The sequence below is a fragment of the Morganella morganii genome (assembly GCF_019243775.1).
GTDB lineage: Bacteria > Pseudomonadota > Gammaproteobacteria > Enterobacterales > Enterobacteriaceae > Morganella > Morganella morganii.
Genome location: NZ_CP069157.1, coordinates 1,771,621 through 1,796,316, shown reverse-complemented (window position 1 = coordinate 1,796,316; position 24,696 = coordinate 1,771,621). Strand labels below are relative to the sequence as shown.

Below are 24,696 nucleotides of genomic sequence, written 5' to 3'. Positions count from 1 at the left end.
AGCTCCCGGAAGCACCGCCACCACCACTGCTGCCGCCTCCGCCACCGGACGATCCGCTGCTTCCGGAACTACCGCCGGAACTGCTGCTGTAACTGCCACTATCAGAACCGGATGAATACCCGCCTCCTGTACCTGCTATGACACCGGTTAATTTCCGTATTTCCGCTTCCTGAGTAAGATATTCCGGAATTAATGTATATAACAAATAACAAATAACAAATAAATAGTGAGCCAAATACATTAAGAAAAATGAGCATCATTATACTGATGAACAACGCATCAGGATCAGGATCTCCGTCTATCAGAACCCGTGTCATTATAAAAATCAGAACTGAATAAAATAATACGTTCACAGTATGGCCGAGCGGTGTCGGATAAATATACTTATACTGCAAAAATGCCGTCAGGCGTTTCTGCGCAAGGCGGATTATCCGTTCAGGCTGACGTTTTTTTCTTGTTTTTGGATTTCGCGTATTCTTCTCTCAGATATTCAATATCGTTAAGAACCTGCTTTTCTATCCTTTTCTTACGGCGGGGAGAACCAATAAATAATGACCAGAGATACACCGTAATAAAGGTCAGAAGATAAATAATCGTCAGTCGTTTGAGTTTTAATGCTTCTGTTCCGGATGTCTCTGATTTGATATATTCCGGTTCATTTCCGCTGATAATATCAATGGCATCGGTCACACCCGCTTCAATTCCGGTAAAATAATGGCCTTTTTTAAATTCAGGGGTGATACGCTGACGGATAATACGGCCTGCGGAGACATCCGGCAGAATACCTTCCAGTCCATAGCCGACCTCAAAACGCAAATTACGGTCATTCACCGCCACGACCAGCAACAGTCCGTTATTCTGACCTTTGCGGCCGATCTTCCATGTATTAAACGCACGGTGCGCAAATGTCTCAATACTTTCTCCGCCGGTTGACGGCACAATAAACACCACGAACTGGCTGCCGTCATTGCGGCTCAGTTCATACTCAATGAGTTGCCGGTTAAGCTGTGTTAATTGAGAGCCGGTCAGAAGACCGGCGCTGTCAATAACCCGTTCCCGTTTCAGTTCCGGCAGAGCCTGCACATCCGCACGGGCAAAGAAACTGACAAAAAGAAGTATCAGGCATCCTGCCATAACCCTGCTCATAATTACTCCTGTGAATGTTCTTTCCCCTGCCGCGCATAGCGCGCCGCCATCACCGCACACACCATCAGCTGGATCTGATGAAACAGCATCAGCGGCAGCACCAGAATTCCCACCACGGCCGGCGGAAACATAACGTTTGCCATCGGCACGCCGTTTGCCAGGCTTTTCTTCGAACCACAGAATACAATGGTAATTTCATCGGCCTTATTAAAGCCGAGTGCCCGTGAGCCGTACACGTTGATCACCAGCACAATCGCCAGCAACCCGCACGACACCACCGCAATCTGCAGAATAGACATTGCATCAATCTTCTGCCAGATCCCCTCGGCAACCGCTTCGCTGAAAGCGACATACACCACCAGCAAAATAGAGGTGCGATCTGTTTTATTAATGATTTTTTTATTGCGATCCACCCACTTGCCAATCAGCGGACGGGAAAAATGACCGACCACAAACGGCAGCATCAGCTGCAATAAAATAGAGCGGATAGCACCCAGGGTATCCAGTTCATGCGCGCCCTGCGTTTCCATCATAAAACCGATAATGACCGGTGATAAGAACACACCAAGGATACTGGAGGCGGATGCACTGCAAATCGCCGCCGCCACATTTCCGCCCGCGACAGAGGTAAAGGCGATAGCCGATTGTACTGTCGCCGGTAAGGCACATAAGTATAAGAAACCCATGTAAATGGTCGGAGACATCCATTCCGGTACCAGGAACTGTAAACCCAGCCCCAGCAGCGGGAAGAGGATAAAAGTACTGGAGAACACCATCAGATGCAGACGCCAGTGCCCCATCCCTGTCACAATCGCTTCCCGAGAGAGTTTTGCGCCGTGGAAGAAGAACAATAACGCAATCGCGGCGGTGGTCAGATAGCGGAATCCGGTCGCCACACTGCCGGTTGCCGGAAAGAGTGACGCCAAAATAACAACCGTGATCATTATGACCAGGAACGGATCTAACCGCAGTTTCTGCCACCAGTTTGTCATGCGTTATTCACTTTTGTCTGCAATAAGAAGTAATGACTATTTGTTACAGTGTCACAGTCCGTCCGGTTTTATGCGATTCCATACCGGCCTCTATAATACGGATAATTTCCGCCCCTTCCTGCGCCGTCACCGGGGTCGGGCCGTTATTGATAATCGCCTCAGCCACTTCCGCGTAATAGCGGCCATAGTGCCCGGCTTTGTTCGGATACGTTTCTGTGATCACTTCAATACCGTCCGGTGATAAGCTCAGTTCCCCGTCGCGGCTGTCATGACCCCAGTTGACACCGACCGGCATCTGCCCTGCTTTCAGTGCATTTTCCTGCGGATCCAGCCCGTACTTCACATAGCTGCCTTTCATGCCGTGAACGATATACACCGGGGATTCCGCTGCCGCGACCGTGGTGGCATGCAGCACGACTTTGACATCCGGATAGTGCAGTTGCGCATGGAAATAATCCACCGCCTCAGAACCCGGACGGATCATCCCCAGGTCGGCAGTGATCGCCGTTGGTTTGCCGAAAAACTGCAGTGCCTGGTCAATCAGATGAGAACCCAGGTCATACCAGATACCACTGCCTAATGCAGCAGCTTCGCGCCAGCGCTTTTGCGGCTGCGGGCGGTAGCGGTCAAAATGGACTTCAAAATATTTGATAGCCCCGAGTTTTTTACTGTCAAACAGGGATTTGAGCGTCAGATACCCGGAGTCAAAACGGCGGTTATGATAAACAGACAGCACCAGTCCGGCGTCATCCGCCTGTTTTGCCAGGGTAAATGCCTCTTCCGATGTCAGGGTAAAGGGCTTATCCACCACCACATGTTTACCCGCAGCCAGCGCCATCCGCGCCAGCGGGAAATGGGTGTCATTCGGGGTCGGGATCACGACGAGGTCAATGGCCGGGTCAGCAAAAATATCTTCCGGTGTGGCGACAACCTGCACATCCGGATAATCAGCATGCACTTTGGCGGCATCACTGCTCGCGACTTTGGCCAGTTCCATATTGGCATTATTGACAATAAACGGCGCATGGAATGTTTTTCCGGCAAAACCGTACCCGATCAGGCCCACTTTCAGTATTTTCGTCATCACTCCCTCCGGGGGATTGTCATGTTAACGGATAAAAACATGCTTTCAGAATCTGTCATCCTCCTGAAAAGTACCACTAACTGATTCCGTGACGCAAATGCTGTGCCCGGTTTTCATCAGTTTTGCCGCTTTTTCATTCTGATACACACAGTTATCCGCGCTTTCACACAATCCCGATAACCCCGGATGCCCGGGGATTGCTATTATTCACCCCGCTTACCGGGGATCCCGGTTTTTTATGTGCTTTATTTGTATGTTTTTAAAGACTCGCTTTGGGCATTGTAATGGCTGACTACTTATTACTTTTTGTCGGGACGGTGCTGGTTAACAACTTCGTACTCGTCAAATTCTTAGGATTATGCCCCTTTATGGGGGTCTCCAAAAAACTGGAAACCGCGATTGGCATGGGGTTTGCCACCACATTTGTGATGACACTCGCCTCCGTCTGCTCGTGGCTGATGGATACCTTTATCCTGATCCCGCTGGATATTCTCTATCTGCGCACACTGAGCTTTATCCTGGTGATCGCCGTGGTGGTGCAGTTCACCGAAATGGTGGTGCGGAAAACCAGCCCGGCGCTCTACCGGCTGCTCGGGATCTTCCTGCCGTTGATCACCACCAACTGTGCGGTACTCGGTGTGGCGCTGCTGAACATAAACCTGTCGCATAATTTCCTGCAATCCGCCGTTTACGGCTTTGGTGCGGCAGCCGGTTTCTCCCTGGTGATGGTGCTGTTTGCCGCTATCCGTGAGCGGCTGGCAACGGCAGATGTGCCGGCGCCTTTCCGCGGGGCGTCTGTCGGGCTGGTCACGGCCGGTCTGATGTCTCTGGCCTTTATGGGCTTCAGTGGTCTGGTGAAATTCTGATGACAATGATTTGGATTGCCGTTGCCGTACTCAGCCTGCTGGGTCTGGCATTCGGTCTGATACTTGGTTACGCCTCCCGCCGCTTCAAAGTGGAGGAAGATCCCATTGTGGATAAAATTGATGACATTCTGCCGCAGAGTCAGTGCGGCCAGTGCGGTTTTCCCGGCTGCCGCCCGTATGCGGAATCTGTTGCCAATGGCGGCGCAATAAACCGCTGTGCCCCCGGCGGCGAGCAGGTGATGCTGAAACTGGCGGATATGCTGGGTGTGGATCCGCAGCCGCTCGACGGTGACGAGTCCGTACTCAATCCGGTGCGTAAAGTGGCCTTTATTCATGAAGACCAGTGCATCGGCTGCACCAAATGTATTCAGGCGTGCCCGGTGGATGCGATTATCGGTGCCACCCGCGCCATGCACACTGTGGTTGAAAATCTCTGCACCGGGTGTGATTTGTGTGTCGCACCCTGCCCGACAGATTGCATTGAGATGATCCCGGTCGCCGTCACCCCGCGTAACTGGAAGTGGGATTTAAACACCATTCCGGTCAGAAATATTCCGGCGGATACCGGCGGTACTCCTGTCAAACCTGTTCAGATTGAGGCGTCGTAAGTTTTATGTTCAATTTGCTCAACTTTCTGAAAAAAGACCGGGTATGGGATTTTGACGGCGGCATTCATCCGCCGGAAATGAAATTACAGTCCAGCCGGACACCGATGCGGGTGTGCCCGGTACCGGAAGAACTGATTATTCCGCTCCAGCAGCATATCGGGAACGAAGGCGATGTGCTGGTCAGCCCCGGCGACCATGTCCTGAAAGGTCAGCCGCTGACACGCGGAACCGGCCGCAGCCTGCCGGTGCACGCCTCATCATCCGGCACGGTGACTGCCGTGGAGCCTTGTGTGACCGCGCATCCGTCCGGGCTGACCGCGCCGTGCATCCGTATCCGGACTGACGGGCTGGATACCCCGTACCCGGCGGAAAAAACAGCGGATTTCACCTCTCTCTCCAAAACAGAGCTGACTGACCGCATTCATCAGGCCGGGATTGCCGGTCTCGGCGGCGCAGGCTTCCCGACCGCCAGCAAGCTGAAAGGCGGCGGTGATCTTATCCGCACTCTGATTATCAATGCGGCGGAATGTGAGCCCTATATCACGGCGGATGACCGTCTGATGCAGGAACATGCCGGGGAAATTCTCACCGGTATCCGTATTCTGATGCACCTTCTTGAGCCGGAACAGGTGCTTATCGGCATTGAAGATAATAAACCGGAGGCGATTGCCGCACTGCGTGACGTTACTGCCGGGGAAAAACAGATTTTCGTGCGGGTGATCCCGACCAAGTACCCGTCCGGCGGCGCCAAACAGCTGACCAAAATTCTCACCGGCCGCGAAGTACCATCCGGCGGACGCTCTTCTGATATCGGCGTGCTGATGCAGAACGTCGGAACTGTGGTTGCCATCAAGCGCGCCATTACCGACGGCGAACCGCTGATCCAGCGCGTGGTAACAGTAACCGGCGAAGCGGTTGAATCACCGGGTAACTTCTGGACACGACTCGGTACGCCGGTCCGTTTCCTGTTGCAACAGGCCGGTTTCCGTCCTCAGCATGAACAAATGGTTGTGATGGGCGGCCCGCTGATGGGCTTTACACTGCCGGATCTCGATGTGCCGGTAGTAAAAATCTGTAACTGCATTCTTGCACCAACCACGAACGAGATGGAACCAACTGCACCGGAAGAAGCCTGTATCCGCTGCAGTCACTGTGCGGATGCCTGTCCGGCCGGATTACTGCCGCAGCAGCTCTACTGGTTCAGTAAAGGTAATGAACACGAAAAAGCAGAACAGCACCATCTGTTTGACTGCATTGAATGCGGTGCCTGTGCCTGGGTCTGCCCGAGCAATATTCCGCTGGTGCAGTATTACCGTCAGGAAAAAGCACAGGTCATTGAGATCCGCGAAGAAGCCCAACGCGCCGCAGATGCCAAAATCCGCTTTGAAGCCAAACAGGCACGAATGGCACGGGAAAAAGAAGCCCGTGAAGCCCGCCATAAAAGCGCGGCTGTTCAGGTGGATGAGAAAGACAGTGCGGCTATCAGCGCCGCCCTTGCCCGCGTGAAAGCCAAAGACAGCAATGCAGGGATGACGATTTCTGTTAATCCGTCCGTTTTACCGGATAACAGCGCCGTGATTGCTGCCCGCGAAGTCCGTAAAGCACAGGCCCGCGCACGTCAGGCAGAAAAAGCGGCTCTCGCGGCTGAAACAACACAACCGGCGACAGAAGCAGACGCCGATCCGCGTAAAGCCGCAGTGGCTGCCGCCCTTGCCCGCGCCAAAGCGAAGAAAGCCACTCAGGCTGCCGAAGCTCCGGCGGAAGCTGCACAACCGGCTGCGGAAACAGAGACAGATCCGCGCAAAGCTGCTGTTGCTGCCGCCATTGCCCGCGCCAAAGCGAAGAAAGCCGCTCAGGCTGCCGAAGCTCCGGCGGAAGCTGCTCAACCAGCCGCAGACGCAGAAGCGGAACCGCGCAAAGCCGCTGTTGCTGCCGCCATTGCCCGCGCCAAAGCGAAGAAAGCCGCTCAGACTGCTGAAGCTCCGGCGGAAGCTGCTCAACCAGCCGCAGACGCAGAGGCAGATCCACGCAAAGCCGCTGTTGCTGCCGCCATTGCCCGCGCTAAAGCGAAAAAAGCCGCTCAGACTGCTGAAGCTCCGGCGGAAGCTGCTCAACTGGCAGCGGAAGCAGAGACAGATCCGCGCAAAGCCGCTGTCGCTGCCGCCATTGCCCGTGCCAAAGCGAAGAAAGCCGCTCAGGCCGCTGCACAACATTCTGAAGAAACCACTGATTAATGAAGCGAAATAAGCATGAAATTTAGGCCCGTTTCCTCAAACGCCCCGCACCGGCTGAAAATTGCGGGATCACCGTTTACGCATAACCGTGACAACACCTCCGCCATCATGCTGTGGGTGGTGATTGCTATGATCCCGGGGATTGCCGCGCAGCTCTGGTTTTTCGGCGCCGGTACCCTGTTTCAGATTCTGATTGCGGTTGTCACTGCGCTGGTGACAGAAAGTATTGCTGTCCGGCTGCGCAATCAGCCGGTGATGCCGTATCTGAAAGATAACTCCGCGCTGGTCACTGCGGTGCTGCTGGCTGTCAGTATTCCGCCGCTGGCACCGTGGTGGATGATTGTTATCGGTACATTCTTTGCCGTGATTATTGCCAAGCACATATATGGCGGCCTCGGACAAAACCCGTTTAACCCGGCAATGGTCGGTTATGTGGTGCTGCTGATCTCCTTCCCGGTACAGATGACCAGCTGGCTGCCGCCGGAAAGTCTGCAAATCACCCCGGTTTCGCTCAGTGACAGCCTGCATGTAATTTTCACCGGGTTATCAGACGGTGGCCAGACACTGGAGCAGTTACGCGCCGGAGCGGATGGTATGAGCCAGGCGACTCCGCTCGACAGTTTCAAAACCGGTCTGCTGACCCGCGATATGTCCGAAATCCTGACACAACCCGTTTTACAGGGCTCTGTCGCCGGTATCGGCTGGCAGTGGGTGAATATCGGTTACCTGATCGGCGGCTGTATTCTGCTTAACCGTAAAGTGATTTCATGGCAGATCCCGGCCGCCATGCTGGGAACACTCGCGGTATTGTCAGTGATCGGATACCTGATTGATTCATCACACTTTACATCCCCGGTTATACAGCTGTTTTCCGGTGCCACCATGCTCGGGGCATTCTTTATCGCTACCGACCCGGTCACCGCTTCCACCACACCACGCGGCCGCCTAATATACGGGATACTGATCGGCCTTCTGCTGTGGATTATCCGTGTTTACGGCGGTTATCCGGATGCGGTGGCATTTGCCGTCCTGCTGGCCAATATCACCGTGCCGCTGATCGATACCTACACACAACCGCGTGTTTACGGGCACAAACGGGGGAATAAATGATTGCCACATTACGCCGTTACGGCCTGATCCTCGCCCTGTTTGCCGCCGGTACCACCGGGCTGAGCGGGTTTGTCTACACCCTGACAAAACCGGAAATTGATAAGCAGGCCGCCGCACAGCAAAAGGCACTGTTTGCCGAAATCCTGCCGGAATCGGTTTATAATAATGATGTGATTGCAGAGTGTTATCTGGTCACCGATCCTGCCCTGGGTAATGAACTGCCGCACCGGCTGTATGTTGCCCGCAAAGACGGCACACCTGTCGCCGCAGTGCTGGAGTCCACCGCACCGGACGGCTATTCCGGTAATATTCAGCTGCTGGTTGCGGCTGATTTTAACCGTACCGTGCTCGGCTCCCGCGTGACCGAACACAAAGAGACACCGGGGCTGGGTGATAAAATTGATACCCGGATTTCCGACTGGATCACATCTCTGAGCGGCAAACACATTGAATCCGCTGATGACCCGCACTGGGCAGTGAAAAAAGACGGCGGGGATTTTGATCAGTTCACCGGTGCCACCATCACGCCGCGCGCAGTCGTCAATGCTGTCCGTGCAACAGCGGATTATATGCAGACACTGCCGCCGTTGCTGAACACCTTACCTCAATGCGGAGCAGAATAATGAGTCAGATTAAAGAGTTATTCGCCGACGGATTATGGAAAAACAACTCTGCCCTGGTTCAGGTACTGGGGCTGTGTCCGCTGCTGGCGGTTTCCTCCACGGTCACCAATGCGCTGGGTCTGGGACTGGCCACCACCCTGGTGCTGATTTGTACTAACGTGGCGGTTTCCGCACTGCGCCGCTGGATCCCGTCAGAAATCCGCATTCCTATTTATGTGATGCTGATTGCCTCCGTCGTGACTGCGGTTCAGTTACTGATCAACGCCTATGCTTTCGGCTTATATCAGTCGCTCGGTATCTTCATCCCGCTGATTGTGACCAACTGTATTGTCATCGGCCGTGCCGAAGCGTTTGCTGCCAAAAATGCCGTTTACCCTTCTGCGATTGACGGCCTGGCTATGGGGCTCGGTGCGACCGCCGCGCTGTTTGTGCTCGGTGCCATGCGTGAAATTCTCGGTAACGGCACTCTGTTTGACGGTGCCGATCTGCTGCTTGGTGACTGGGCCAAAGTGCTGCGCGTCGATGTGCTGCATCTTGACACCCCGTTCCTGCTGGCTATGCTGCCACCGGGTGCCTTTATCGGGCTTGGCTTAATGCTGGCAGGCAAGTATCTTATTGATGAGAAAATGAAAAAACGCAAAAATGCACCTGCCGCTCCGCAATATGAAACTGAAAAAGGATGCGGAAGCCATCTGGTCAAATAACTGTATAATTAAGCAGGCTCCTCTCCGGGAGGCTGCTTTTATCATGAATGAGCCAATGTCGTTATGAATAAAGAAAAACGTATTGAAATCCTGACCCGCCTGCGGGACAACAACCCGCAACCCACCACTGAACTGCTGTTTGATTCTCCGTTTGAATTACTGATCTCCGTCTTATTATCCGCCCAGGCGACAGATGTCAGTGTCAATAAAGCCACCCGTCCGCTGTATGCCGTTGCCAATACGCCGCAGGCCATTCTGGATCTGGGTGTGGACGGTGTGAAATCCTATATTAAAACCATCGGGTTATTTAATACCAAAGCAGAAAATGTGATTAAAACCTGCCGGATGCTGGTTGAGCTGCATAACGGCGAAGTGCCGGAAGACAGAGCTGCTCTTGAGGCGCTGCCGGGTGTGGGGCGCAAAACTGCCAATGTGGTGCTCAATACTGCGTTCGGCTGGCCGACCATTGCTGTTGATACCCATATTTTCCGTGTCTGTAACCGCACAAAATTTGCCCCCGGTAAAAATGTGGATGAGGTGGAACAAAAATTATTGCGGGTTGTTCCGGCAGAATTTAAAGTCGACTGCCACCATTGGTTTATACTGCACGGGCGTTATACCTGTGTTGCCCGCAAACCCCGCTGCGGTTCATGCATCATTGAGGATTTGTGTGAATTCAGCGAAAAAGTGTATCCGGAAGATTAATCTGCTGCGCTTTAAACAGAAATTGCCCTCTGTGCTTGCGGGCAGCGTAAATTCGCGTAAAAATAACCATAAATTTGCTCACCCAACCAGTACGGGAACCTATGTTTCAAGATAACCCGCTATTAGCTCAGCTAAAACAACAGCTCCACGATAAAACATTGCGTGTCGAAGGGATCGTAAAAAGTACCGATAAAGGCTACGGTTTCCTGGAAGTTGACGGACAAAAATCCTATTTTATTCCGCCGCCGCAGATGAAAAAAGTCATGCACGGCGACCGCGTCACCGCAGCTATTCACACGGTGAATAATAAAGATGTGGCTGAGCCTGAAGCGCTGATCACCCCGTTTCTGGACCGGTTTGTCGGCCGTGTGCAGCGCAAGGAAAATGATGACCGTCTCTGGATCATTCCTGATCATCCGCTGTTAAAAGATTCCATTCCCTGCCGTCCGGCAAAAGGCGTTGATCATGAGTTTCGTCAGGGTGACTGGGCAGTTGCGGAAATGCGCCGCCACCCGCTGAAAGGTGATCGCAGCTTCCACGCGGAAATCACCGGCTTTATCACCGATGCGGACGACCATTACGCGCCGTGGTGGGTGACACTGACCCGCCACCAGCACGCACTGAAAGAGCCGGAGCCGGTTGAGGTAACCATGGCGGATGATAATCTGCCGCGTACTGATCTGACCCATCTGGATTTTGTCACTATCGACAGCGCATCCACCGAAGATATGGATGATGCACTTTACATCACTACCGGTGATAACAATCAGCTTCAGCTGACTATCGCGATTGCGGACCCGACCAGCTACATCCCGGCCGGCAGCGAGCTGGACGCTATTGCCCATAAACGCGCATTTACCAACTATCTGCCGGGCTTTAATATCCCGATGCTGCCGCGTAACCTGTCTGATGACCTGTGCTCGCTGCATCCGCATGTGCGCCGCCCGGCACTGGTGTGTCAGGTCTCCGTTAATGAGGATGGCTCTCTGTCTGATGATGCCGTATTCTTCGCCGCCTGGGTTGAATCCAAAGCCAAGCTGGCTTACGACGATGTTTCCGACCTGCTGGAAGGTGTGGCTGACCGCGTGACGCCGGATGAAACTATCCGCCGTCAGATTTCCCTGTTGCAGGATATGTATCAGCGCCGCCATCACTGGCGTGAAACTCATGCGCTGGTCTTTAAAGATCGTCCTGATTACCGCTTTATCCTTGATGAAAACGGCGTAGTGACGGATATCGTGGCTGAACAGCGCCGCAGTGCCAACCGCATTGTGGAAGAAGCGATGATCACCGCCAATATCTGTGCCGCACAAGTGCTGGATAAAAAACTCGGCTTTGGTGTCTATAACGTGCACACCGGGCTGGATCCGCTGACCATCAGTCAGGCCGTTGCCCTGCTCGCCGAAAACGGTATTAACTTCAGCGCTGAAGAATTACTGACTCTCGACGGTTTCTGTCGTCTGCGCCGTGAACTGGATAATCAGCCGACACAGTTCCTCGACAGCCGTATCCGCCGCTTCCAGACCTTTGCCGAAGTCCGCATGGAAAAAGGCCCGCACTTTGGTCTGGGACTGGATGGCTATGCAACCTGGACATCCCCTATTCGTAAATACAGCGATATTGTGAACCACCGTCTGCTGAAAGCGATTATCGCCGGTCAGTCTGCGGAAAAACCAGCTGAAGCCCTGGCCGAGCACCTGGCAGAGCGCCGCCGTGCCAACCGTATGGCAGAGCGTGATGTCGGTGACTGGTTATATGCCCGTTATCTGCAGCCGTATGCCGGTACAGATACCCCGTTCCCGGCTGAGATCATTGATATCACCCGCGGTGGCGTGCGTGTCCGTCTGACAGACAACGGCGCGGTCGCCTTTATCCCCGGCACCTTTATTCACCCGGTCAAAGATGAGCTCCAGTGCAGCCAGGAAACCGGCTCAGTGCTGATTAAAGGTGAAGTACGTTACCGCCTCAATGACATCATTCCGGTGAAAATTGAGGAAGTTAAGATGGAAACCCGCAGTATTCTGGCCCGCCCGCTCTGATCCGGAATCACTGACTGATAAGAACCGCCGCTCTGTATTCACGGCGGTTTTTTTATTCCTGCCACTCAGAACCCGCCGCTGTTCCTGTCATTAAATCCCGGACATTAATACCTTTATCAGCATTTAAATTTTATTTAAATCATGAGGATAGTAATTAGTAACGTGATTGCTATAGTGATGATAATCAGACATTCAGCGGGGAAATGAGATGAAGAAAATAGTAACGGCATTGCTTGTTGCTGGTGGCCTGCTGGCACTCAGCGGCTGTAAGAACCTGTCAGAGCAGGAGAAAGATACCGCAATTGGTGCTGAGTTAGGTGCTATCAGCGGCGCGATCCTGACGGATGGTTCCGGTCTGGGTACAGTGGGTGGTGCTGCCGTCGGCGGGATTATCGGCCACGAGGCCGGTCAGTGACAAAGGCGTCCGCAACGGACGCCTTATCTCTCTGTCAGCCGCCTGCCAGTTTGACTTTAAAGCCTTTCTCTTCCAGCAGTTGCTTCAGTAAATCGCGTTTATCACCCTGAATTTCAATTACACCGTCTTTCAGCGCCCCGCCGCAGCCGCAGCGTTTTTTCAGATCTGCCGCCAGCTTGCTCAGTGCAGCATCATCCAAATCAATACCGGTGATCAGGCACACACCCTTACCTTTACGGCCGCTGGTCTGACGCTGAATACGGACAATACCGTCACCTTTCGGGCGTTCCGCTTTGACTTCCGGCTCATCAATACGGCCGGCATCTGTGGAATAAACCAGGCGTGAATTATTGTCCATCTTATAATACTCCCACTGAAGCATTAATCGCCTGTAATGCCGCCTGCGGGTTATCACTGCGGGTGATTGGCCGCCCGATAACCATGTAATCCACCCCGGCACTGACTGCCTGCGGTGGTGTCATGATACGCCGCTGGTCACCGGCATCACTGCCTTCAGGGCGGATCCCCGGCGTGACCAGTTTAAATTCCCGGCCCAGGGTCTCTTTCATCAGTTTCGCTTCATGAGCAGAACAGACCACACCATCCAGCCCGCAGTTCTGTGTTAATTTTGCCAGACGCAGCGCGTGCTCTGCCGGTGTGGCATCAATACCGGTTCCGGCCAGGTCGGATTGCTCCATGCTGGTCAGCACAGTTACCGCGATCAGCAGCGGCGCATCGTTGCCGTACGGCAGCAGGATCTCTTTTGCCGCTGTCATCATGCGTTCACCACCTGCCGCGTGGACGTTAACCATCCACACACCCAGCTCAGCCGCTGCCCGCACCGCATGCGCTGCGGTATTCGGAATATCATGGAATTTCAGGTCAAGAAAGACCTCAAACCCGCGCTGCTGTAACGCGCGGACACATTCCGGCCCGCAGAAGGTAAACAGCTCTTTACCGACTTTCAGACGGCACTGTGCCGGATCGATACGGTCGGCAAAAGCCAGCGCATCATCCGGGTTGTCGTAATCGAGCGCAACAATAACAGGCGATGCGATATCTGCACGGCCTGTATGCGAAGAAAGAGATGTCATGAATGTATTACCTGTGGTTGATGAATTAATACGGGTAAATAATTACGGATAAATGTGACGTTGTCACTGTCCGTCCAGCCCTCTGATAGGCTTGATAGTATCCCATGACCGGCAGGACGGGCAGTGCCAGTACAGGGCGTGTGATGTAAATCCGCATTTGCCGCAGCGGTAATCCGGTTTTGTCCGGATTTGTTCGCCGACCATGTTACGCAGCAGGCCGAGACTCTCTTTGGCACGCCCTTCCTCCGCCTCTGACAGATAATATTCCATCAGACGGCAGAACAGACGCATGGTCGGATGGCGCTGCAACTGGCGGTTAACATAGGTGATCGCCATTTCCGGCCCTTCCTGCTGTTCAATAATATCCGCAAGATAGAGTTCGGCAATAGCGCCAATATTTTCATCCGAACAGTGCAGCAGGTATTCTGCCCATTCTGCCGGCTGATCAAGGTGCGTGTAGCAGGTTTCCAGCATTGGCAGTGTTTCACTGACCATTTCTTTATCCTGCTCAAACACCCGCTTGAGCACGGTAACGGCTTTGCTGTATTCCGCCCGTTCAATATGAATGCGCCCCTGCATAATCGACACCCGGGCACAGTTTTTATCCACCCCCGCCGCTTTGGCAAGATACGCAAATGCCCCGTCAGTGTTATCGCTGCCCAGCGCCTGCAATGCCAGCTCACAATAGAAATTAGCGATATTCTCCCGCTGCCCGCTATCACCCTGTTTCAGCAGCTTTTCACCGATATCGATAGCTTTGCTCCAGTCACTGGTGGACTGATAGATCGATAACAGCGACTGGAGTGCACTTTGTCTGAAATCCGCCTCATCAATCAGCTGTAAAAACAGGACTTCCGCCCGGTCATAGACCCCGGCGGCCACATAATCGCGGCCCAGCTGTTGTGTGGCGAGGAGACGCTGGTCATAGGAGAGAGAGGCGCTTTCCATCAGAGACTGGTGGATGCGGATGGCGCGTTCCACTTCGCCGCGCGAACGGAACAGGTTGCCGAGTGTCAGGTGAGCTTCAAATGCAGAGCTGTCTTCTTTCAGCATGTCGAGGAACAAATCAACCGCTTTATCCTGCTGATCGGACAGCAAAAAGTTTACGCCTGCCACATAGTCGCGTGACAGGCGGTCAGCATGTTGTTGTTGATTCTGCTGCGCGCTGCGCCGCCCCATATACCAGCCGTATGCGGCAGCAATGGGCAACAGAAGAAACAACAGCTCAAGCATAATGCTTATTCCTTAGTGGTGTCCCGCAGTGCAACCGAACCGGAAGACTGCACCGTCTGGTCAGCTTCCAGACGTTTGATCCGGTGCCGGGCACGGGCCAGCGACAACCGCAGACGTAAATAAAACAGACCGCAGACAATCCAGCCCAGCACAAAACCGATACCGAACAGTACGGCCAGCAAGGTGGATACAGAATACTGTCCCTGCGCAATCAGATAATTAAATGTGACTACCTGATCGTTATTTGCGCCCAGTGTCACCGAAATGATGAAAACCACCAGTACAAGGATAAAAATCAGAAAATATTTCACCGGCGTTCCTATTATCAGGCTTGCATTCCGCGCCTGCTTCTTGCAGACGCACTAACCCCTTAAGTTACCATTTACCCCGGGGAGAATGAAAGTAATTTGTTGTGTTCCCGAGTTTTTTCCGCTTTTTTGCCGGTATCCGCACAGAATACCGGCAACGGGTTTCACGCGCCTTATAATAACATGATTTCAGGTCAGCGGCGGCGGTTGCACACCATTTTCCTTCTGTCTGTTAAGCCAGATAAAGAATATTCCGGCCAGGATTGCGTTAATAATCACAGACATAATGATATCTGACGGCCAGTGCATCCCCAGCGCCAGGCGGCTGTATTCCGCCAGAATGCCCCACAGCAGAATCACGCCCGCCAGCCCGCGGCGGCCCTGTGCGGTAAAAAACACAAAGAGTATCAGCGCCCACGCACTGGCAAACAGTGCATGACCGGATGGAAACGCATAACCGGTTTCACTTTTCCAGTGTTTCAGCAGCCAGCCGGGCACCTGATAATGATTTTTCACGGTATTTTCCAGCAGTTGTGCCCGTGCTTTCCGGGAAAGGTCATAGAACCCTTTTTCTGACACAATATGTTGCTGTGTCAGCCAGACCACATACGGGCGCGGCTCTTTAATGGTGTTTTTCATCGCTACTTTGATACCCTGTCCGGCAGCCACCACCACCAGGATCAGTGCTGCTGCACGCAGTGCCTGCTTTCTGCTGCCGCGAAACAAACGGACAAACAGAATACAAAAAATGAGTGATACGATAATGGCCAGCGGATATGCCGCGGTATCTGTCAGGTGCCACAGGCCGCGCAGCAGGTCATCATCACCTGATGGCTGCCAGCGCCAGCCGGTCAGTAATGTCACCAGCGGTACCAGCATCAGTAATATGACACCGGCGATAAAGGGTTTTGTCAGGTTTTTCATCCGGGTTGAATCATTCCGTTAAAAATAAATATTATTTTTGTCAAACTGATGTACTACTATGGTCATGTTCAGTTATTTGACCCGCAAATGGAATGTCAGTTTCATTTCCCGGGCAACGCAGATAATAACATCGCCAATACGATTATGTGCGTTTAAATAAAGATATTTATATCAATGAGTTAATAAATCATGAATAAAGAGTTGCAGTTAAAACGTGTCGCACAGGCAAAATTACCTACCCCGTTCGGGGAATTTTTGATGGTCGGATTTGAAGAAATTGCCACCGGTCACGATCACGTGGCTCTGGTGTTCGGGGACATCAGCGGTGATGAGCCGGTGTTATCCCGTGTCCATTCAGAATGTTTAACCGGTGACGCGCTGTTCAGCCTGCGCTGTGACTGTGGTTTCCAGCTGGAAGCTGCTCTGAAACAAATCTCGGAAGAAGGTCGTGGTGTATTACTGTATCACCGTCAGGAAGGCCGTAATATTGGCCTGCTGAATAAAATCCGCGCCTATGCATTACAGGATACCGGGCTGGATACTGTTGAAGCCAACCAGAAGCTGGGTTTTGCCCCGGATGAGCGCGATTTCACATTGTGCGCCGATATGTACAAACTGCTGGATGTGCACGCCATCCGCCTGCTGACCAATAACCCGGAAAAAGTCGAGATTCTGACCCAGGCCGGGATTAACATTACTGAACGCGTGCCGCTGATTGTCGGCCGTAATCCGGCTAATGCCCATTATCTGGATACCAAAGCGGAGAAAATGGGACACATGCTGTGCCAGTCTCCGGGCTGTAATCACTGATCCACCTGCAAAAGTCAGTAAAAACAGAAAAGCGCGGCAAATGCCGCGCTTTGTTTTTACCTGTCTGAATACGTTACGCCAGCATCTGCCGGATCACATAGCAGAGGATGCCGCCGTGGCGGTAATATTCCAGCTCCGTCTGTGTGTCGATACGGCACAGCGCATTCAGTTCAGTCACACGTCCGTCCGCATGTGTGATTTTCACCGGTACAATCTGTTTTGGTGTGACGCTGTTCAGGCCGCCGACGTCAATCAGTTCATCCCCGGTCAGCCCCAGCGTACGGCGATCGGTTCCCGCCGGAAACTCCAGCGGCAGGATACCCATACCAATCAGGTTAGAACGGTGGATCCGCTCATAGGATTCCGTCAGCACCACTCTCACCCCCAGAAGATTAGTGCCTTTCGCTGCCCAGTCACGGCTGGAGCCGGAGCCGTACTCTTTCCCGGCTATTACCACCAGCGGTGTCCCGGACTCCTGATAACGCATCGCGGCATCAAAGATAGCCAGCGTTTCCCCGGACGGAATATGGCGGGTAAATCCGCCTTCCGTGCCCGGCACCATTTCATTGCGGATGCGGATATTGGCAAACGTGCCGCGCACCATCACTTCATGGTTACCGCGCCGTGAGCCGTAGGAGTTAAAATCCGCCGGTTTCACGCCGTGTGCCTGTAAATAGCGCCCCGCCGGGCTGTCAGCTTTGATGTTCCCCGCCGGAGAAATATGGTCAGTGGTGACAGAATCACCGAGGATCGCCAGAATCCGCGCCTGTTTTACATCTTTGACCGGCGCCGGGGAAACCGGCATTCCCTCAAAATACGGCGGATGACGGATATAGGTGGAATCCGGCAGCCACTGGTAAGTCGGCGTATTTTCCACCGGCAGTGACTGCCACTGCTCATCCCCGTCAAACACTGCCGAGTACTCTTTGCGGAACATCTCGGTTTTCACTTTTTCCACCGCAGCAGCAATTGCGGCATTATCCGGCCAGATATCTTTTAACAGCACCGGCTTACCCTGTTTATCATAGCCCAGCGGATCGGTTTCCAGATTACAGTGCAAATTGCCGGCCAGAGCATAAGCCACCACCAGCGGCGGAGAAGCCAGCCAGTTGGTTTTCACCAGCGGATGGATGCGCCCTTCAAAGTTGCGGTTGCCGGACAGCACGGCACCGACTGTCAGGTCATTCTCTTTGATGGCGGTTTCGATTTCCGCATCCAGCGGCCCGGAGTTGCCGATGCAGGTAGTACAACCATAACCGACAAGATTGAATCCCAACTGATCCAGATACGGCGTGAATCCGGCGGCATTCAGGTAATCTGTCACCACTTTCGAACCGGGGGCCAGAGAGGTTTTCACCCACGGTTTGCGGGTCAGCCCTTTTTCAGCGGCATTTTTTGCCAGCAGACCGGCGGTCATCAGCACACCGGGGTTGGAGGTGTTGGTACAGGATGTGATAGCGGCAATCACCACGGCACCATCCTCAAGGGTAAAATCGTCGCCATGCAGAGAAACAGGCACTTTCGCCGCCGGGGACTTTTTGTTCAGTTCCAGATCAACCGCCGCCTGAAACGCGCCCGGTACCTGCGCCAGCACCACTCTGTCCTGCGGACGTTTCGGCCCGGCCAGGCTGGTCTGCACATCCGCCAGATCCAGCGCCAGCCCGGAGGTAAAGCGCGGCTCATCTCCCTCGTGACGCCACAACCCCTGCTCTTTGCAGTATGTTTCCACCAGCGCGATTTCGTCATCACTGCGCCCGGTCAGGCGCATGTAGCTGAGTGTAACCTCATCCGCCGGGAAGAAACCACAGGTTGCTCCGTACTCCGGCGCCATATTGGCAATCGTGGCGCGGTCAGCCAGCGGCAGCTGCGCCAGACCGTCACCCCAGAATTCAACAAATTTGCCCACCACACCGTGTTTGCGCAGCATTTGTGTCACGGTCAGCACCAGGTCAGTGGCGGTGATCCCTTCGCGCAGACGGCCGGTCAGTTTAAACCCGACCACATCCGGGATCAGCATTGACACCGGCTGTCCGAGCATCGCAGCTTCCGCTTCAATACCGCCCACGCCCCAGCCCAGTACGCCGAGGCCGTTAATCATGGTGGTGTGGGAATCTGTCCCGACCAGGGTATCCGGATACGCATAGGTTTTACCGTCACGGGTTTCATACCAGACGGATTTCCCGAGGTACTCGAGGTTAACCTGGTGGCAGATCCCCGTTCCCGGCGGCACCACACGGAAGCGGTCAAAGGCCTGCTGTCCCCAGCGCAGAAAGCGGTAACGTTCGTTATTACGTGACATTTCAATGGCCACGTTATCAGCAAAAGCCTGCTCACTGGCATATTCATCCACCATCACCGAGTGGTCGATAACCAGATCGACCGGCGACAACGGATTGACCTTACTCTCTTCTCCGCCCAGCACGCGGATAGCCTGGCGCATCGCCGCCAGATCCACCACCGCCGGCACACCGGTAAAATCCTGCATCAGCACACGGGCGGGCCGGAAGGCAATTTCATGGTCAGCCGTGCCGGTTTTTTGCCAGTCGATCAGCGCCTGTAAATCGCGCACCTGCACGCTGTCGCCATCAAGATTACGCAACAGGTTTTCGGCCAGCACTTTCAGGGATTTGGGTAATTTATCGAGATTGCCGAGCTGTTCCGCCAGGCGGGAGAGATGATAGATATGGTAGTGTTTTCCGCCCGCCGTCAGCAGGGTTTCACACTGTTGCTTTAAGGTTAACGACATAACGCCTCCACACAGAGTGTACGGGTTAAACAGGTATCTTCCTTATTATTTTCATTATAAAGATACCATATTCCCGTAATCTTTGCGGGGGCAGCCACACAATTTGTTAATTCAATGTAACCAAAACTAACAATTTTGCAGGATAATTAATCCGGGCTGTATTCCGTAATAACCCGGGTGCCCTGCCCGTCAGTCTCAAATGAGATGGTATCCTGACCACCATTAAACAACTGTGTTACCGTCAGGTGATTATTACCCTGCCATTTGTATTCCAGGCTGACCGTATCACCATAACCGGTGAAAGACTGATCCGTGCTGGGTGTCAATTTTTCCGTCAGATTTTTCGGCTCCCGGTTGTACTGCGGTAGAGCCCGTAAGTTTGTACCAGATTGCTGCCTTTGTAGTAGCATTCATCCGTTGAATCATAGCTTTCCGGGTCACGCACGGTCTCTTTACAGACCGGTGCCGCCGGTACGGATGCAGATACAGCCGCCGGCAACAGCCCGGCGGCAAGCAGGACAGCGCCTGTCAGTGCGGATAATTTACTCATCTGTTCCCCTGATAATAAGTATTCAGACAATCGGCAGCGGAATGTCTTTAAACATGGCTTCGATGTCTTCATTATTACGCAGCGCAATCGCTTTATCCACCACATCGCGCGTCAGATGCGGCGCGAAACGCCACATAAAATCATACATATAGGTTCTCAGGAAACTACCGCGCCGGAAACCGATTTTTGTGGTGCTGTAGCTGAATTTATCCCGCATATCGATACTGACGAGGTCTTTATCCGTCTCCGGATCGACCGCCATACTGGCAATAATCCCGATCCCGAGCCCGAGACGGACATAGGTTTTAATCACATCCGCATCTGTTGCGGTAAAGACCACTTTCGGCTTCAGCCCCTGTTTTTCAAAGGTGCTGTCCAGCTCGGAACGGCCGGTGAAACCGTGGGTATAAGTGACAATCTCATACTCCGCGATATCCGCGATAGTCAGATCACGCCGCTGTGCCAGCGGGTGATCACGGCGGACCACCACGGCCCGGTTCCACTGATAGCACGGCAGCATAATCAAATCGTTATACAGATGCAGGGCTTCTGTCGCGATGGCAAAATCGCTGTTGCCTTTGCAGACATCCTCGGCTATCTGTGTCGGCGTGCCCTGGTGCATATGCAGGGAAACGTGCGGGTAACGCTCAATAAAGCCTTTAATCACCGGCGGCAGTGCATAACGTGCCTGGGTATGGGTTGTGGCGATACTCAGGGTTCCCTGCTCCGGATATGTGTGCTCACTGGCGACAGCCTTGATGGCATCAATTTTCGCCAGCACTTCACGGGAGATACGGATAACGGATTCCCCGGCCGGTGTCACATGGGTCAGATGTTTACCGCTGCGGGCAAAAATCTGCATTCCCAGCTCATCTTCCAGCATCCGGATCTGCTTACTGATACCGGGTTGTGATGTGTACAGCCCCTCGGCAGTCGAGGAGACATTCAGATTGTGATTAACCACTTCCACAATATAGCGCAGCTGCTGTAATTTCATCCGCTTATTCCTTTCCGTGCAGGCTCGGCATTGCTTACTCCTTTTTCATCTTTATTATTCCGAAAAAGAATAAGTGAGCAAATTGTTATAACGTTATTCTATTCACCGACGATATAACAAAAACCGCACTGACACCAGTCAAAATATAACAGGCTAATACCCTTATACCGCACATCTCACGGGAAAGTACGGAAAATCGCGGCTACCTCCTCTTAGGCCGTTTTCATCAATGCTTATAACAAAAAGCTATTAATCACTGTCTGCCGTACAATGCACCGCCAGATCACTGTTTCCGGCATAAAAAAACCGGTCAGGAAAATTCCTGACCGGTTTTTATTATTACGATACCGCCGATATTATGACGACAGATTATTTGGCTTTCTCAACCCATTTGCCGTCAATATAGAATGCAGACCAGCCGGTGGCTTTGCCGTCTTTATCGGATGCCACATACTGCTGTTTGGTTTTGCGGCTCCAGCGGACAGTCGTCGGATTACCGTCCGGATCCGCCACCGGCGCTTCCGCCAGATAACGCATTTTCTCAGACAGACGATCTTTAAAGCGAACCAGTTCTGCTACCTGCGGTGCACGGGTTTCCCGTGATTTAGGGAAATTGTGCGCCGCCAGGAAGATACCGGCAGCACCATCACGCAGTACAAAGTACGCGTCTGATTTTTCGCACGGCAGTTCCGGTAACGGAACCGGATCTTCTTTCGGCGGAGCGACTTCACCGTTACGCAGAATTTTACGGGTGTTTTTACACTCGTCGTTGGTACAGCCCATGTACTTACCGAAACGCCCCATTTTCAGGTGCATCTCAGAGCCGCATTTCTCACATTCAACGACCGGGCCATCATACCCTTTAATGCGGAACTCACCTTCTTCGACTTCGTACCCTTCACATTCTGGGTTGTTACCGCAGACATGCAGTTTACGGCCGGTGTCGATCAGGTAGCTGTCCATCGCAGTGCCGCATTTCGGGCAGCGGCGGCGGGCACGCAGCGCATTGGTTTCCGCGTCATCCCCTTCAAGGATATTGAGGATTTCGTGTTCCGGAATCAGGTTGATGGTCTGCTTGCAGCGCTCTTTCGGCGGCAGAGCATAACCGGAACAGCCCAGGAATACCCCGGTGGATGCGGTACGGATCCCCATCGGGCGGGAACAGGTCGGACAGATGATCGAGGTAATGACCATCGGGTTCGTTCGCATACCGCCTTCTTCCGGCTCTTTGCCCGCGTTATCCAGCTGCTTGCTGAAATCAGCAAAGAATTCGTCCAGCACCGATTTCCACTTCGCTTCATTGTTGGCGATATGGTCGAGCTGATTTTCCATCCGTGCGGTAAAGTCGTAGTTCATCAGTTCCGCAAAGGTTTCTTCGAGACGATCGGTGACAATTTCACCCATTTTCTCAGCATAGAAACGGCGGTTTTCCACTTTCACATAACCGCGATCCTGAATGGTGGAAATAATTGACGCATAGGTGGACGGACGACCGATACCGCGTTTTTCCAGCTCTTTAACCAGTGACGCCTCACTGAAACGCGCAGGCGGTTTAGTGAAGTGCTGTACCGGATCAATCGCTTCGCGCGTCATGACCGTGCCCGGCGCAATCGCAGGCAGCGTATTATCTTCATCATTCTTACGCAGTGCAGGCATCACTTTGGTCCAGCCGTCGAAACGCAGTGTGCGCCCTTTGGCTTTCAGTGTGAAATCACCCGCTTCTGCGGTCAGTGTGGTGGAATCGTATTTTGCCGGTGTCATCTGACACGCGACAAACTGACGCCAGATCAACTGATACAGGCGGCGCGCATCCGGCTCCATATCCTTGAGCATCTCTTCCGTTACAGCGATATCAGACGGACGGATAGCTTCGTGCGCTTCCTGGGAATTCTCTTTGTTGCTGTACAGATTCGGCGAGGCAGGAAGATACTTATCACCGAAATTCTCAGTGATATAGTCACGCGCCATTGTAATGGCATCCTGGCTCAGGTTGGTGGAATCGGTACGCATATAGGTGATGTGACCGGCTTCATAAAGACGCTGTGCCATCATCATGGTTTTCTTCACACCAAAGCTCAGGCGCGTGCTCGCGGCCTGCTGGAGTGTGGAGGTAATAAACGGTGCACCCGGCTTGCTGGAGGTCGGACGGTCTTCGCGGTCAGTAATTTTAAAGGTGGCAGCCTGTAACTTGCTGACAGCAGCATGTGCCTGTTTCTCATTGACCGCTTTAAAGGTTTTGCCGTTTTCCTGCACCACTTCCATGCGCAGCTGATCTTTTTTATCAGACAGCAGTGCGTGGATCTGCCAGTACTCTTCCGGTACAAACGCTTTGATTTCGCGCTCGCGCTCAACAATCAGACGCACCGCGACAGACTGCACACGACCGGCGGATAAACCACGGGCAATTTTCTTCCACAGCAGCGGAGACACCATGTAACCCACCACGCGATCCATAAAGCGGCGCGCCTGCTGGGCATTCACACGGTCAATATTCAGTTCGCCCGGCTGTTCAAACGCCTGACTTATCGCATTTTTGGTGATTTCATTAAATACAACCCGGCTGAAGCGGCTGTCATCACCGCCGATCACTTCCCGCAGGTGCCATGCAATGGCTTCCCCTTCGCGGTCAAGGTCCGTTGCGAGATAGATGTGTGATGCATCGGCGGCCAGGTGCTGTAATTCAGAAACAACCTTTTCTTTGCCCGGCAGAATCTGATAATCCGCTTCCCAGCCGTGGTACGGGTCAACACCCATCCGGCTGACCAGCGCTGTGCGTTCGTCTTTTTTAACTTTTTTCGTTTTATCGCCTGCAGCAGCGGGTTTACGGCTCGCTGAACCACTCGTCGGCAGATCCCGGATGTGACCGACGCTGGATTTCACCACGTAGTCTTTGCCGAGATACTTGTTAATCGTTTTGGCTTTTGCCGGGGACTCCACGATGACAAGAGCTTTACCCATAATTATCATTACCTAAATTTTCGGGGCGATTATAAAAACGCCAATTTTTGCGTTAAATACACTGCCTTTTATATTGAGGCACTTTCGTAATAGATCAACTCTTTTTATACTAATGCTTTGTTTCAACTCAAAACATCTGTCAGGAAATGATGTATTTTTAATATCGCCGTCACCGGAGTGTATTACGCAAATAGTCTTCCCGCCACGTTGCGGGGCTCTTGAAAAGTTCACACTCTACCTGATAAATAGTGATGCGCAACAAATTATTTTTCAAAGGAGTTCACAGAATGCAAAAAGAAACCATCGCCATCAGCAAACAAGAGCTGTTAGAAAAAGCCAATAAAATCATACAGGAACATGACGATTTTCTGGAGGGTATGCAGGCTGATGATGTTGAACAGAAATCCGGCGTATTGGTTTTTAAAGGTGAATACTTTTTAGACGACCAGGGACTGCCGACACTCAAAAGTGCGGCCGTCTTTAATATGTTTAAACATCTCGCTCACGTTCTGTCAGAACAATATCATCTGGCGGATTAACAGACGGATAC

The 24,696-nt window shown here is 52.9% G+C and carries 24 protein-coding genes; 11 read left to right on the top strand and 13 right to left on the bottom strand.

The features are described from left to right. Positions 1-435: 435 nt before the first annotated feature. The 3 genes from JL661_RS18365 to JL661_RS08640 are packed head-to-tail and all read right to left on the bottom strand — an operon-like array spanning position 436 to position 3,222. On the bottom strand, positions 436-1,146 hold the full coding sequence (locus JL661_RS18365; protein WP_247718690.1) for a TPM domain-containing protein: 711 nt from the start codon (positions 1,144-1,146) through the stop codon (positions 436-438). A 2-nt stretch (positions 1,147-1,148) separates the two neighbouring features. Next, positions 1,149-2,138 carry a bile acid:sodium symporter family protein gene (locus tag JL661_RS08645; RefSeq protein WP_004238377.1) on the bottom strand — a complete coding sequence of 330 codons (990 nt, stop codon included), beginning with the start codon at positions 2,136-2,138 and terminating at the stop codon, positions 1,149-1,151. A 43-nt stretch (positions 2,139-2,181) separates the two neighbouring features. After that, positions 2,182-3,222 (bottom strand): oxidoreductase, encoded by a 1,041-nt coding sequence (locus JL661_RS08640; RefSeq protein WP_062771571.1) that lies wholly within the window; start codon positions 3,220-3,222, stop codon positions 2,182-2,184. Between the two features lie 284 nt (positions 3,223-3,506). On the opposite strand from JL661_RS08640, the gene rsxA reads away from it, so the two are divergent. The 9 genes from rsxA (at position 3,507) to JL661_RS08595 (ending at position 12,526) form a co-directional block, all read left to right on the top strand. Beyond that, on the top strand, positions 3,507-4,088 hold the full coding sequence (gene rsxA / locus JL661_RS08635; RefSeq protein ID WP_015422727.1) for an electron transport complex subunit RsxA: 582 nt from the start codon (positions 3,507-3,509) through the stop codon (positions 4,086-4,088). Then, entirely contained in the window at positions 4,088-4,696 is a 609-nt protein-coding gene (gene rsxB / locus JL661_RS08630; RefSeq protein WP_004239234.1) for an electron transport complex subunit RsxB, read from the top strand. Before rsxA ends, rsxB begins: the two co-directional genes overlap by 1 nt. A gap of 5 nt (positions 4,697-4,701) precedes the next feature. After that, the gene (gene rsxC, locus JL661_RS08625) at positions 4,702-6,930 is read left to right on the top strand and encodes an electron transport complex subunit RsxC (RefSeq protein ID WP_218481049.1); all 2,229 of its coding nucleotides are present in this window, start codon (positions 4,702-4,704) and stop codon (positions 6,928-6,930) included. Positions 6,931-6,945: 15 nt separating this feature from the next. Further along, positions 6,946-8,040 (top strand): electron transport complex subunit RsxD, encoded by a 1,095-nt coding sequence (rsxD, locus tag JL661_RS08620; protein ID WP_024473145.1) that lies wholly within the window; start codon positions 6,946-6,948, stop codon positions 8,038-8,040. Continuing rightward, a complete protein-coding gene (gene rsxG, locus JL661_RS08615) occupies positions 8,037-8,663 on the top strand; it encodes an electron transport complex subunit RsxG (protein WP_004238124.1) in 627 nt (208 codons plus the stop codon). The genes rsxD and rsxG overlap by 4 nt, the downstream gene beginning before the upstream one ends. Continuing rightward, positions 8,663-9,367, top strand: coding sequence for an electron transport complex subunit E (locus JL661_RS08610; RefSeq protein WP_004238126.1), 705 nt, complete (start codon positions 8,663-8,665; stop codon positions 9,365-9,367). Before rsxG ends, JL661_RS08610 begins: the two co-directional genes overlap by 1 nt. A gap of 63 nt (positions 9,368-9,430) precedes the next feature. Next, a complete protein-coding gene (gene nth, locus JL661_RS08605; RefSeq protein ID WP_004238127.1) occupies positions 9,431-10,072 on the top strand; it encodes an endonuclease III in 642 nt (213 codons plus the stop codon). A gap of 101 nt (positions 10,073-10,173) precedes the next feature. Further along, on the top strand, positions 10,174-12,111 hold the full coding sequence (locus JL661_RS08600) for an exoribonuclease II (protein ID WP_015422729.1): 1,938 nt from the start codon (positions 10,174-10,176) through the stop codon (positions 12,109-12,111). Between the two features lie 208 nt (positions 12,112-12,319). Further along, positions 12,320-12,526, top strand: a complete 207-nt coding sequence (locus tag JL661_RS08595) for a YMGG-like glycine zipper-containing protein (RefSeq protein WP_004238129.1) — start codon at positions 12,320-12,322, stop codon at positions 12,524-12,526. Between the two features lie 34 nt (positions 12,527-12,560). Here the strand turns inward: JL661_RS08595 and yciH are convergent, their stop codons facing one another. From yciH to JL661_RS08570, 5 genes are all read right to left on the bottom strand, one after another. Beyond that, positions 12,561-12,884 (bottom strand): stress response translation initiation inhibitor YciH, encoded by a 324-nt coding sequence (gene yciH, locus JL661_RS08590; protein WP_004238130.1) that lies wholly within the window; start codon positions 12,882-12,884, stop codon positions 12,561-12,563. Between the two features lies 1 nt (position 12,885). Then, the gene (pyrF, locus tag JL661_RS08585; protein WP_004238131.1) at positions 12,886-13,620 is read right to left on the bottom strand and encodes an orotidine-5'-phosphate decarboxylase; all 735 of its coding nucleotides are present in this window, start codon (positions 13,618-13,620) and stop codon (positions 12,886-12,888) included. 63 nt (positions 13,621-13,683) lie between these two features. Beyond that, complete coding sequence (lapB, locus tag JL661_RS08580; protein WP_049240532.1) at positions 13,684-14,853, bottom strand: lipopolysaccharide assembly protein LapB; 1,170 nt, start codon at positions 14,851-14,853, stop codon at positions 13,684-13,686. 5 nt (positions 14,854-14,858) lie between these two features. After that, positions 14,859-15,164, bottom strand: coding sequence for a LapA family protein (locus JL661_RS08575; protein WP_015422730.1), 306 nt, complete (start codon positions 15,162-15,164; stop codon positions 14,859-14,861). A gap of 186 nt (positions 15,165-15,350) precedes the next feature. Next, complete coding sequence (locus tag JL661_RS08570) at positions 15,351-16,085, bottom strand: phosphatase PAP2 family protein (protein ID WP_004238135.1); 735 nt, start codon at positions 16,083-16,085, stop codon at positions 15,351-15,353. A 201-nt stretch (positions 16,086-16,286) separates the two neighbouring features. On the opposite strand from JL661_RS08570, the gene ribA reads away from it, so the two are divergent. Further along, positions 16,287-16,895 (top strand): GTP cyclohydrolase II, encoded by a 609-nt coding sequence (gene ribA / locus JL661_RS08565; RefSeq protein WP_024473150.1) that lies wholly within the window; start codon positions 16,287-16,289, stop codon positions 16,893-16,895. A 73-nt stretch (positions 16,896-16,968) separates the two neighbouring features. Here ribA and acnA read toward each other — a convergent pair whose 3' ends face one another. The 5 genes from acnA to topA form a co-directional block, all read right to left on the bottom strand. Then, positions 16,969-19,641, bottom strand: coding sequence for an aconitate hydratase AcnA (gene acnA, locus JL661_RS08560; RefSeq protein WP_062771568.1), 2,673 nt, complete (start codon positions 19,639-19,641; stop codon positions 16,969-16,971). Between the two features lie 146 nt (positions 19,642-19,787). Continuing rightward, the gene (locus tag JL661_RS18360) at positions 19,788-19,967 is read right to left on the bottom strand and encodes a hypothetical protein (protein WP_062771566.1); all 180 of its coding nucleotides are present in this window, start codon (positions 19,965-19,967) and stop codon (positions 19,788-19,790) included. A gap of 8 nt (positions 19,968-19,975) precedes the next feature. Further along, entirely contained in the window at positions 19,976-20,191 is a 216-nt protein-coding gene (locus JL661_RS18355; protein WP_062771564.1) for a hypothetical protein, read from the bottom strand. Positions 20,192-20,213: 22 nt separating this feature from the next. Beyond that, positions 20,214-21,188 carry an HTH-type transcriptional regulator CysB gene (gene cysB / locus JL661_RS08550; protein WP_004238139.1) on the bottom strand — a complete coding sequence of 325 codons (975 nt, stop codon included), beginning with the start codon at positions 21,186-21,188 and terminating at the stop codon, positions 20,214-20,216. Between the two features lie 369 nt (positions 21,189-21,557). After that, entirely contained in the window at positions 21,558-24,146 is a 2,589-nt protein-coding gene (gene topA, locus JL661_RS08545) for a type I DNA topoisomerase (protein ID WP_004239222.1), read from the bottom strand. 287 nt (positions 24,147-24,433) lie between these two features. Between topA and JL661_RS08540 the strand changes: the two genes are divergently transcribed. Further along, the gene (locus tag JL661_RS08540; protein WP_004239221.1) at positions 24,434-24,685 is read left to right on the top strand and encodes a YciN family protein; all 252 of its coding nucleotides are present in this window, start codon (positions 24,434-24,436) and stop codon (positions 24,683-24,685) included. Positions 24,686-24,696 lie beyond the last annotated feature (11 nt).

What these genes read in the sequence shown, in the direction of transcription:
- JL661_RS18365 (WP_247718690.1), bottom strand. Translation starts at nt 1,146, where the DNA reads ATGAGCAGGGTTATGGCAGGATGCCTGATACTTCTTTTTGTCAGTTTC.
- JL661_RS08645 (WP_004238377.1), bottom strand. Translation starts at nt 2,138, where the DNA reads ATGACAAACTGGTGGCAGAAACTGCGGTTAGATCCGTTCCTGGTCATA.
- JL661_RS08640 (WP_062771571.1), bottom strand. Translation starts at nt 3,222, where the DNA reads ATGACGAAAATACTGAAAGTGGGCCTGATCGGGTACGGTTTTGCCGGA.
- rsxA (WP_015422727.1), top strand. Translation starts at nt 3,507, where the DNA reads ATGGCTGACTACTTATTACTTTTTGTCGGGACGGTGCTGGTTAACAAC.
- rsxB (WP_004239234.1), top strand. Translation starts at nt 4,088, where the DNA reads ATGACAATGATTTGGATTGCCGTTGCCGTACTCAGCCTGCTGGGTCTG.
- rsxC (WP_218481049.1), top strand. Translation starts at nt 4,702, where the DNA reads ATGTTCAATTTGCTCAACTTTCTGAAAAAAGACCGGGTATGGGATTTT.
- rsxD (WP_024473145.1), top strand. Translation starts at nt 6,946, where the DNA reads ATGAAATTTAGGCCCGTTTCCTCAAACGCCCCGCACCGGCTGAAAATT.
- rsxG (WP_004238124.1), top strand. Translation starts at nt 8,037, where the DNA reads ATGATTGCCACATTACGCCGTTACGGCCTGATCCTCGCCCTGTTTGCC.
- JL661_RS08610 (WP_004238126.1), top strand. Translation starts at nt 8,663, where the DNA reads ATGAGTCAGATTAAAGAGTTATTCGCCGACGGATTATGGAAAAACAAC.
- nth (WP_004238127.1), top strand. Translation starts at nt 9,431, where the DNA reads ATGAATAAAGAAAAACGTATTGAAATCCTGACCCGCCTGCGGGACAAC.
- JL661_RS08600 (WP_015422729.1), top strand. Translation starts at nt 10,174, where the DNA reads ATGTTTCAAGATAACCCGCTATTAGCTCAGCTAAAACAACAGCTCCAC.
- JL661_RS08595 (WP_004238129.1), top strand. Translation starts at nt 12,320, where the DNA reads ATGAAGAAAATAGTAACGGCATTGCTTGTTGCTGGTGGCCTGCTGGCA.
- yciH (WP_004238130.1), bottom strand. Translation starts at nt 12,884, where the DNA reads ATGGACAATAATTCACGCCTGGTTTATTCCACAGATGCCGGCCGTATT.
- pyrF (WP_004238131.1), bottom strand. Translation starts at nt 13,620, where the DNA reads ATGACATCTCTTTCTTCGCATACAGGCCGTGCAGATATCGCATCGCCT.
- lapB (WP_049240532.1), bottom strand. Translation starts at nt 14,853, where the DNA reads ATGCTTGAGCTGTTGTTTCTTCTGTTGCCCATTGCTGCCGCATACGGC.
- JL661_RS08570 (WP_004238135.1), bottom strand. Translation starts at nt 16,085, where the DNA reads ATGAAAAACCTGACAAAACCCTTTATCGCCGGTGTCATATTACTGATG.
- acnA (WP_062771568.1), bottom strand. Translation starts at nt 19,641, where the DNA reads ATGTCGTTAACCTTAAAGCAACAGTGTGAAACCCTGCTGACGGCGGGC.
- JL661_RS18355 (WP_062771564.1), bottom strand. Translation starts at nt 20,191, where the DNA reads ATGAGTAAATTATCCGCACTGACAGGCGCTGTCCTGCTTGCCGCCGGG.
- cysB (WP_004238139.1), bottom strand. Translation starts at nt 21,188, where the DNA reads ATGAAATTACAGCAGCTGCGCTATATTGTGGAAGTGGTTAATCACAAT.
- topA (WP_004239222.1), bottom strand. Translation starts at nt 24,146, where the DNA reads ATGGGTAAAGCTCTTGTCATCGTGGAGTCCCCGGCAAAAGCCAAAACG.
- JL661_RS08540 (WP_004239221.1), top strand. Translation starts at nt 24,434, where the DNA reads ATGCAAAAAGAAACCATCGCCATCAGCAAACAAGAGCTGTTAGAAAAA.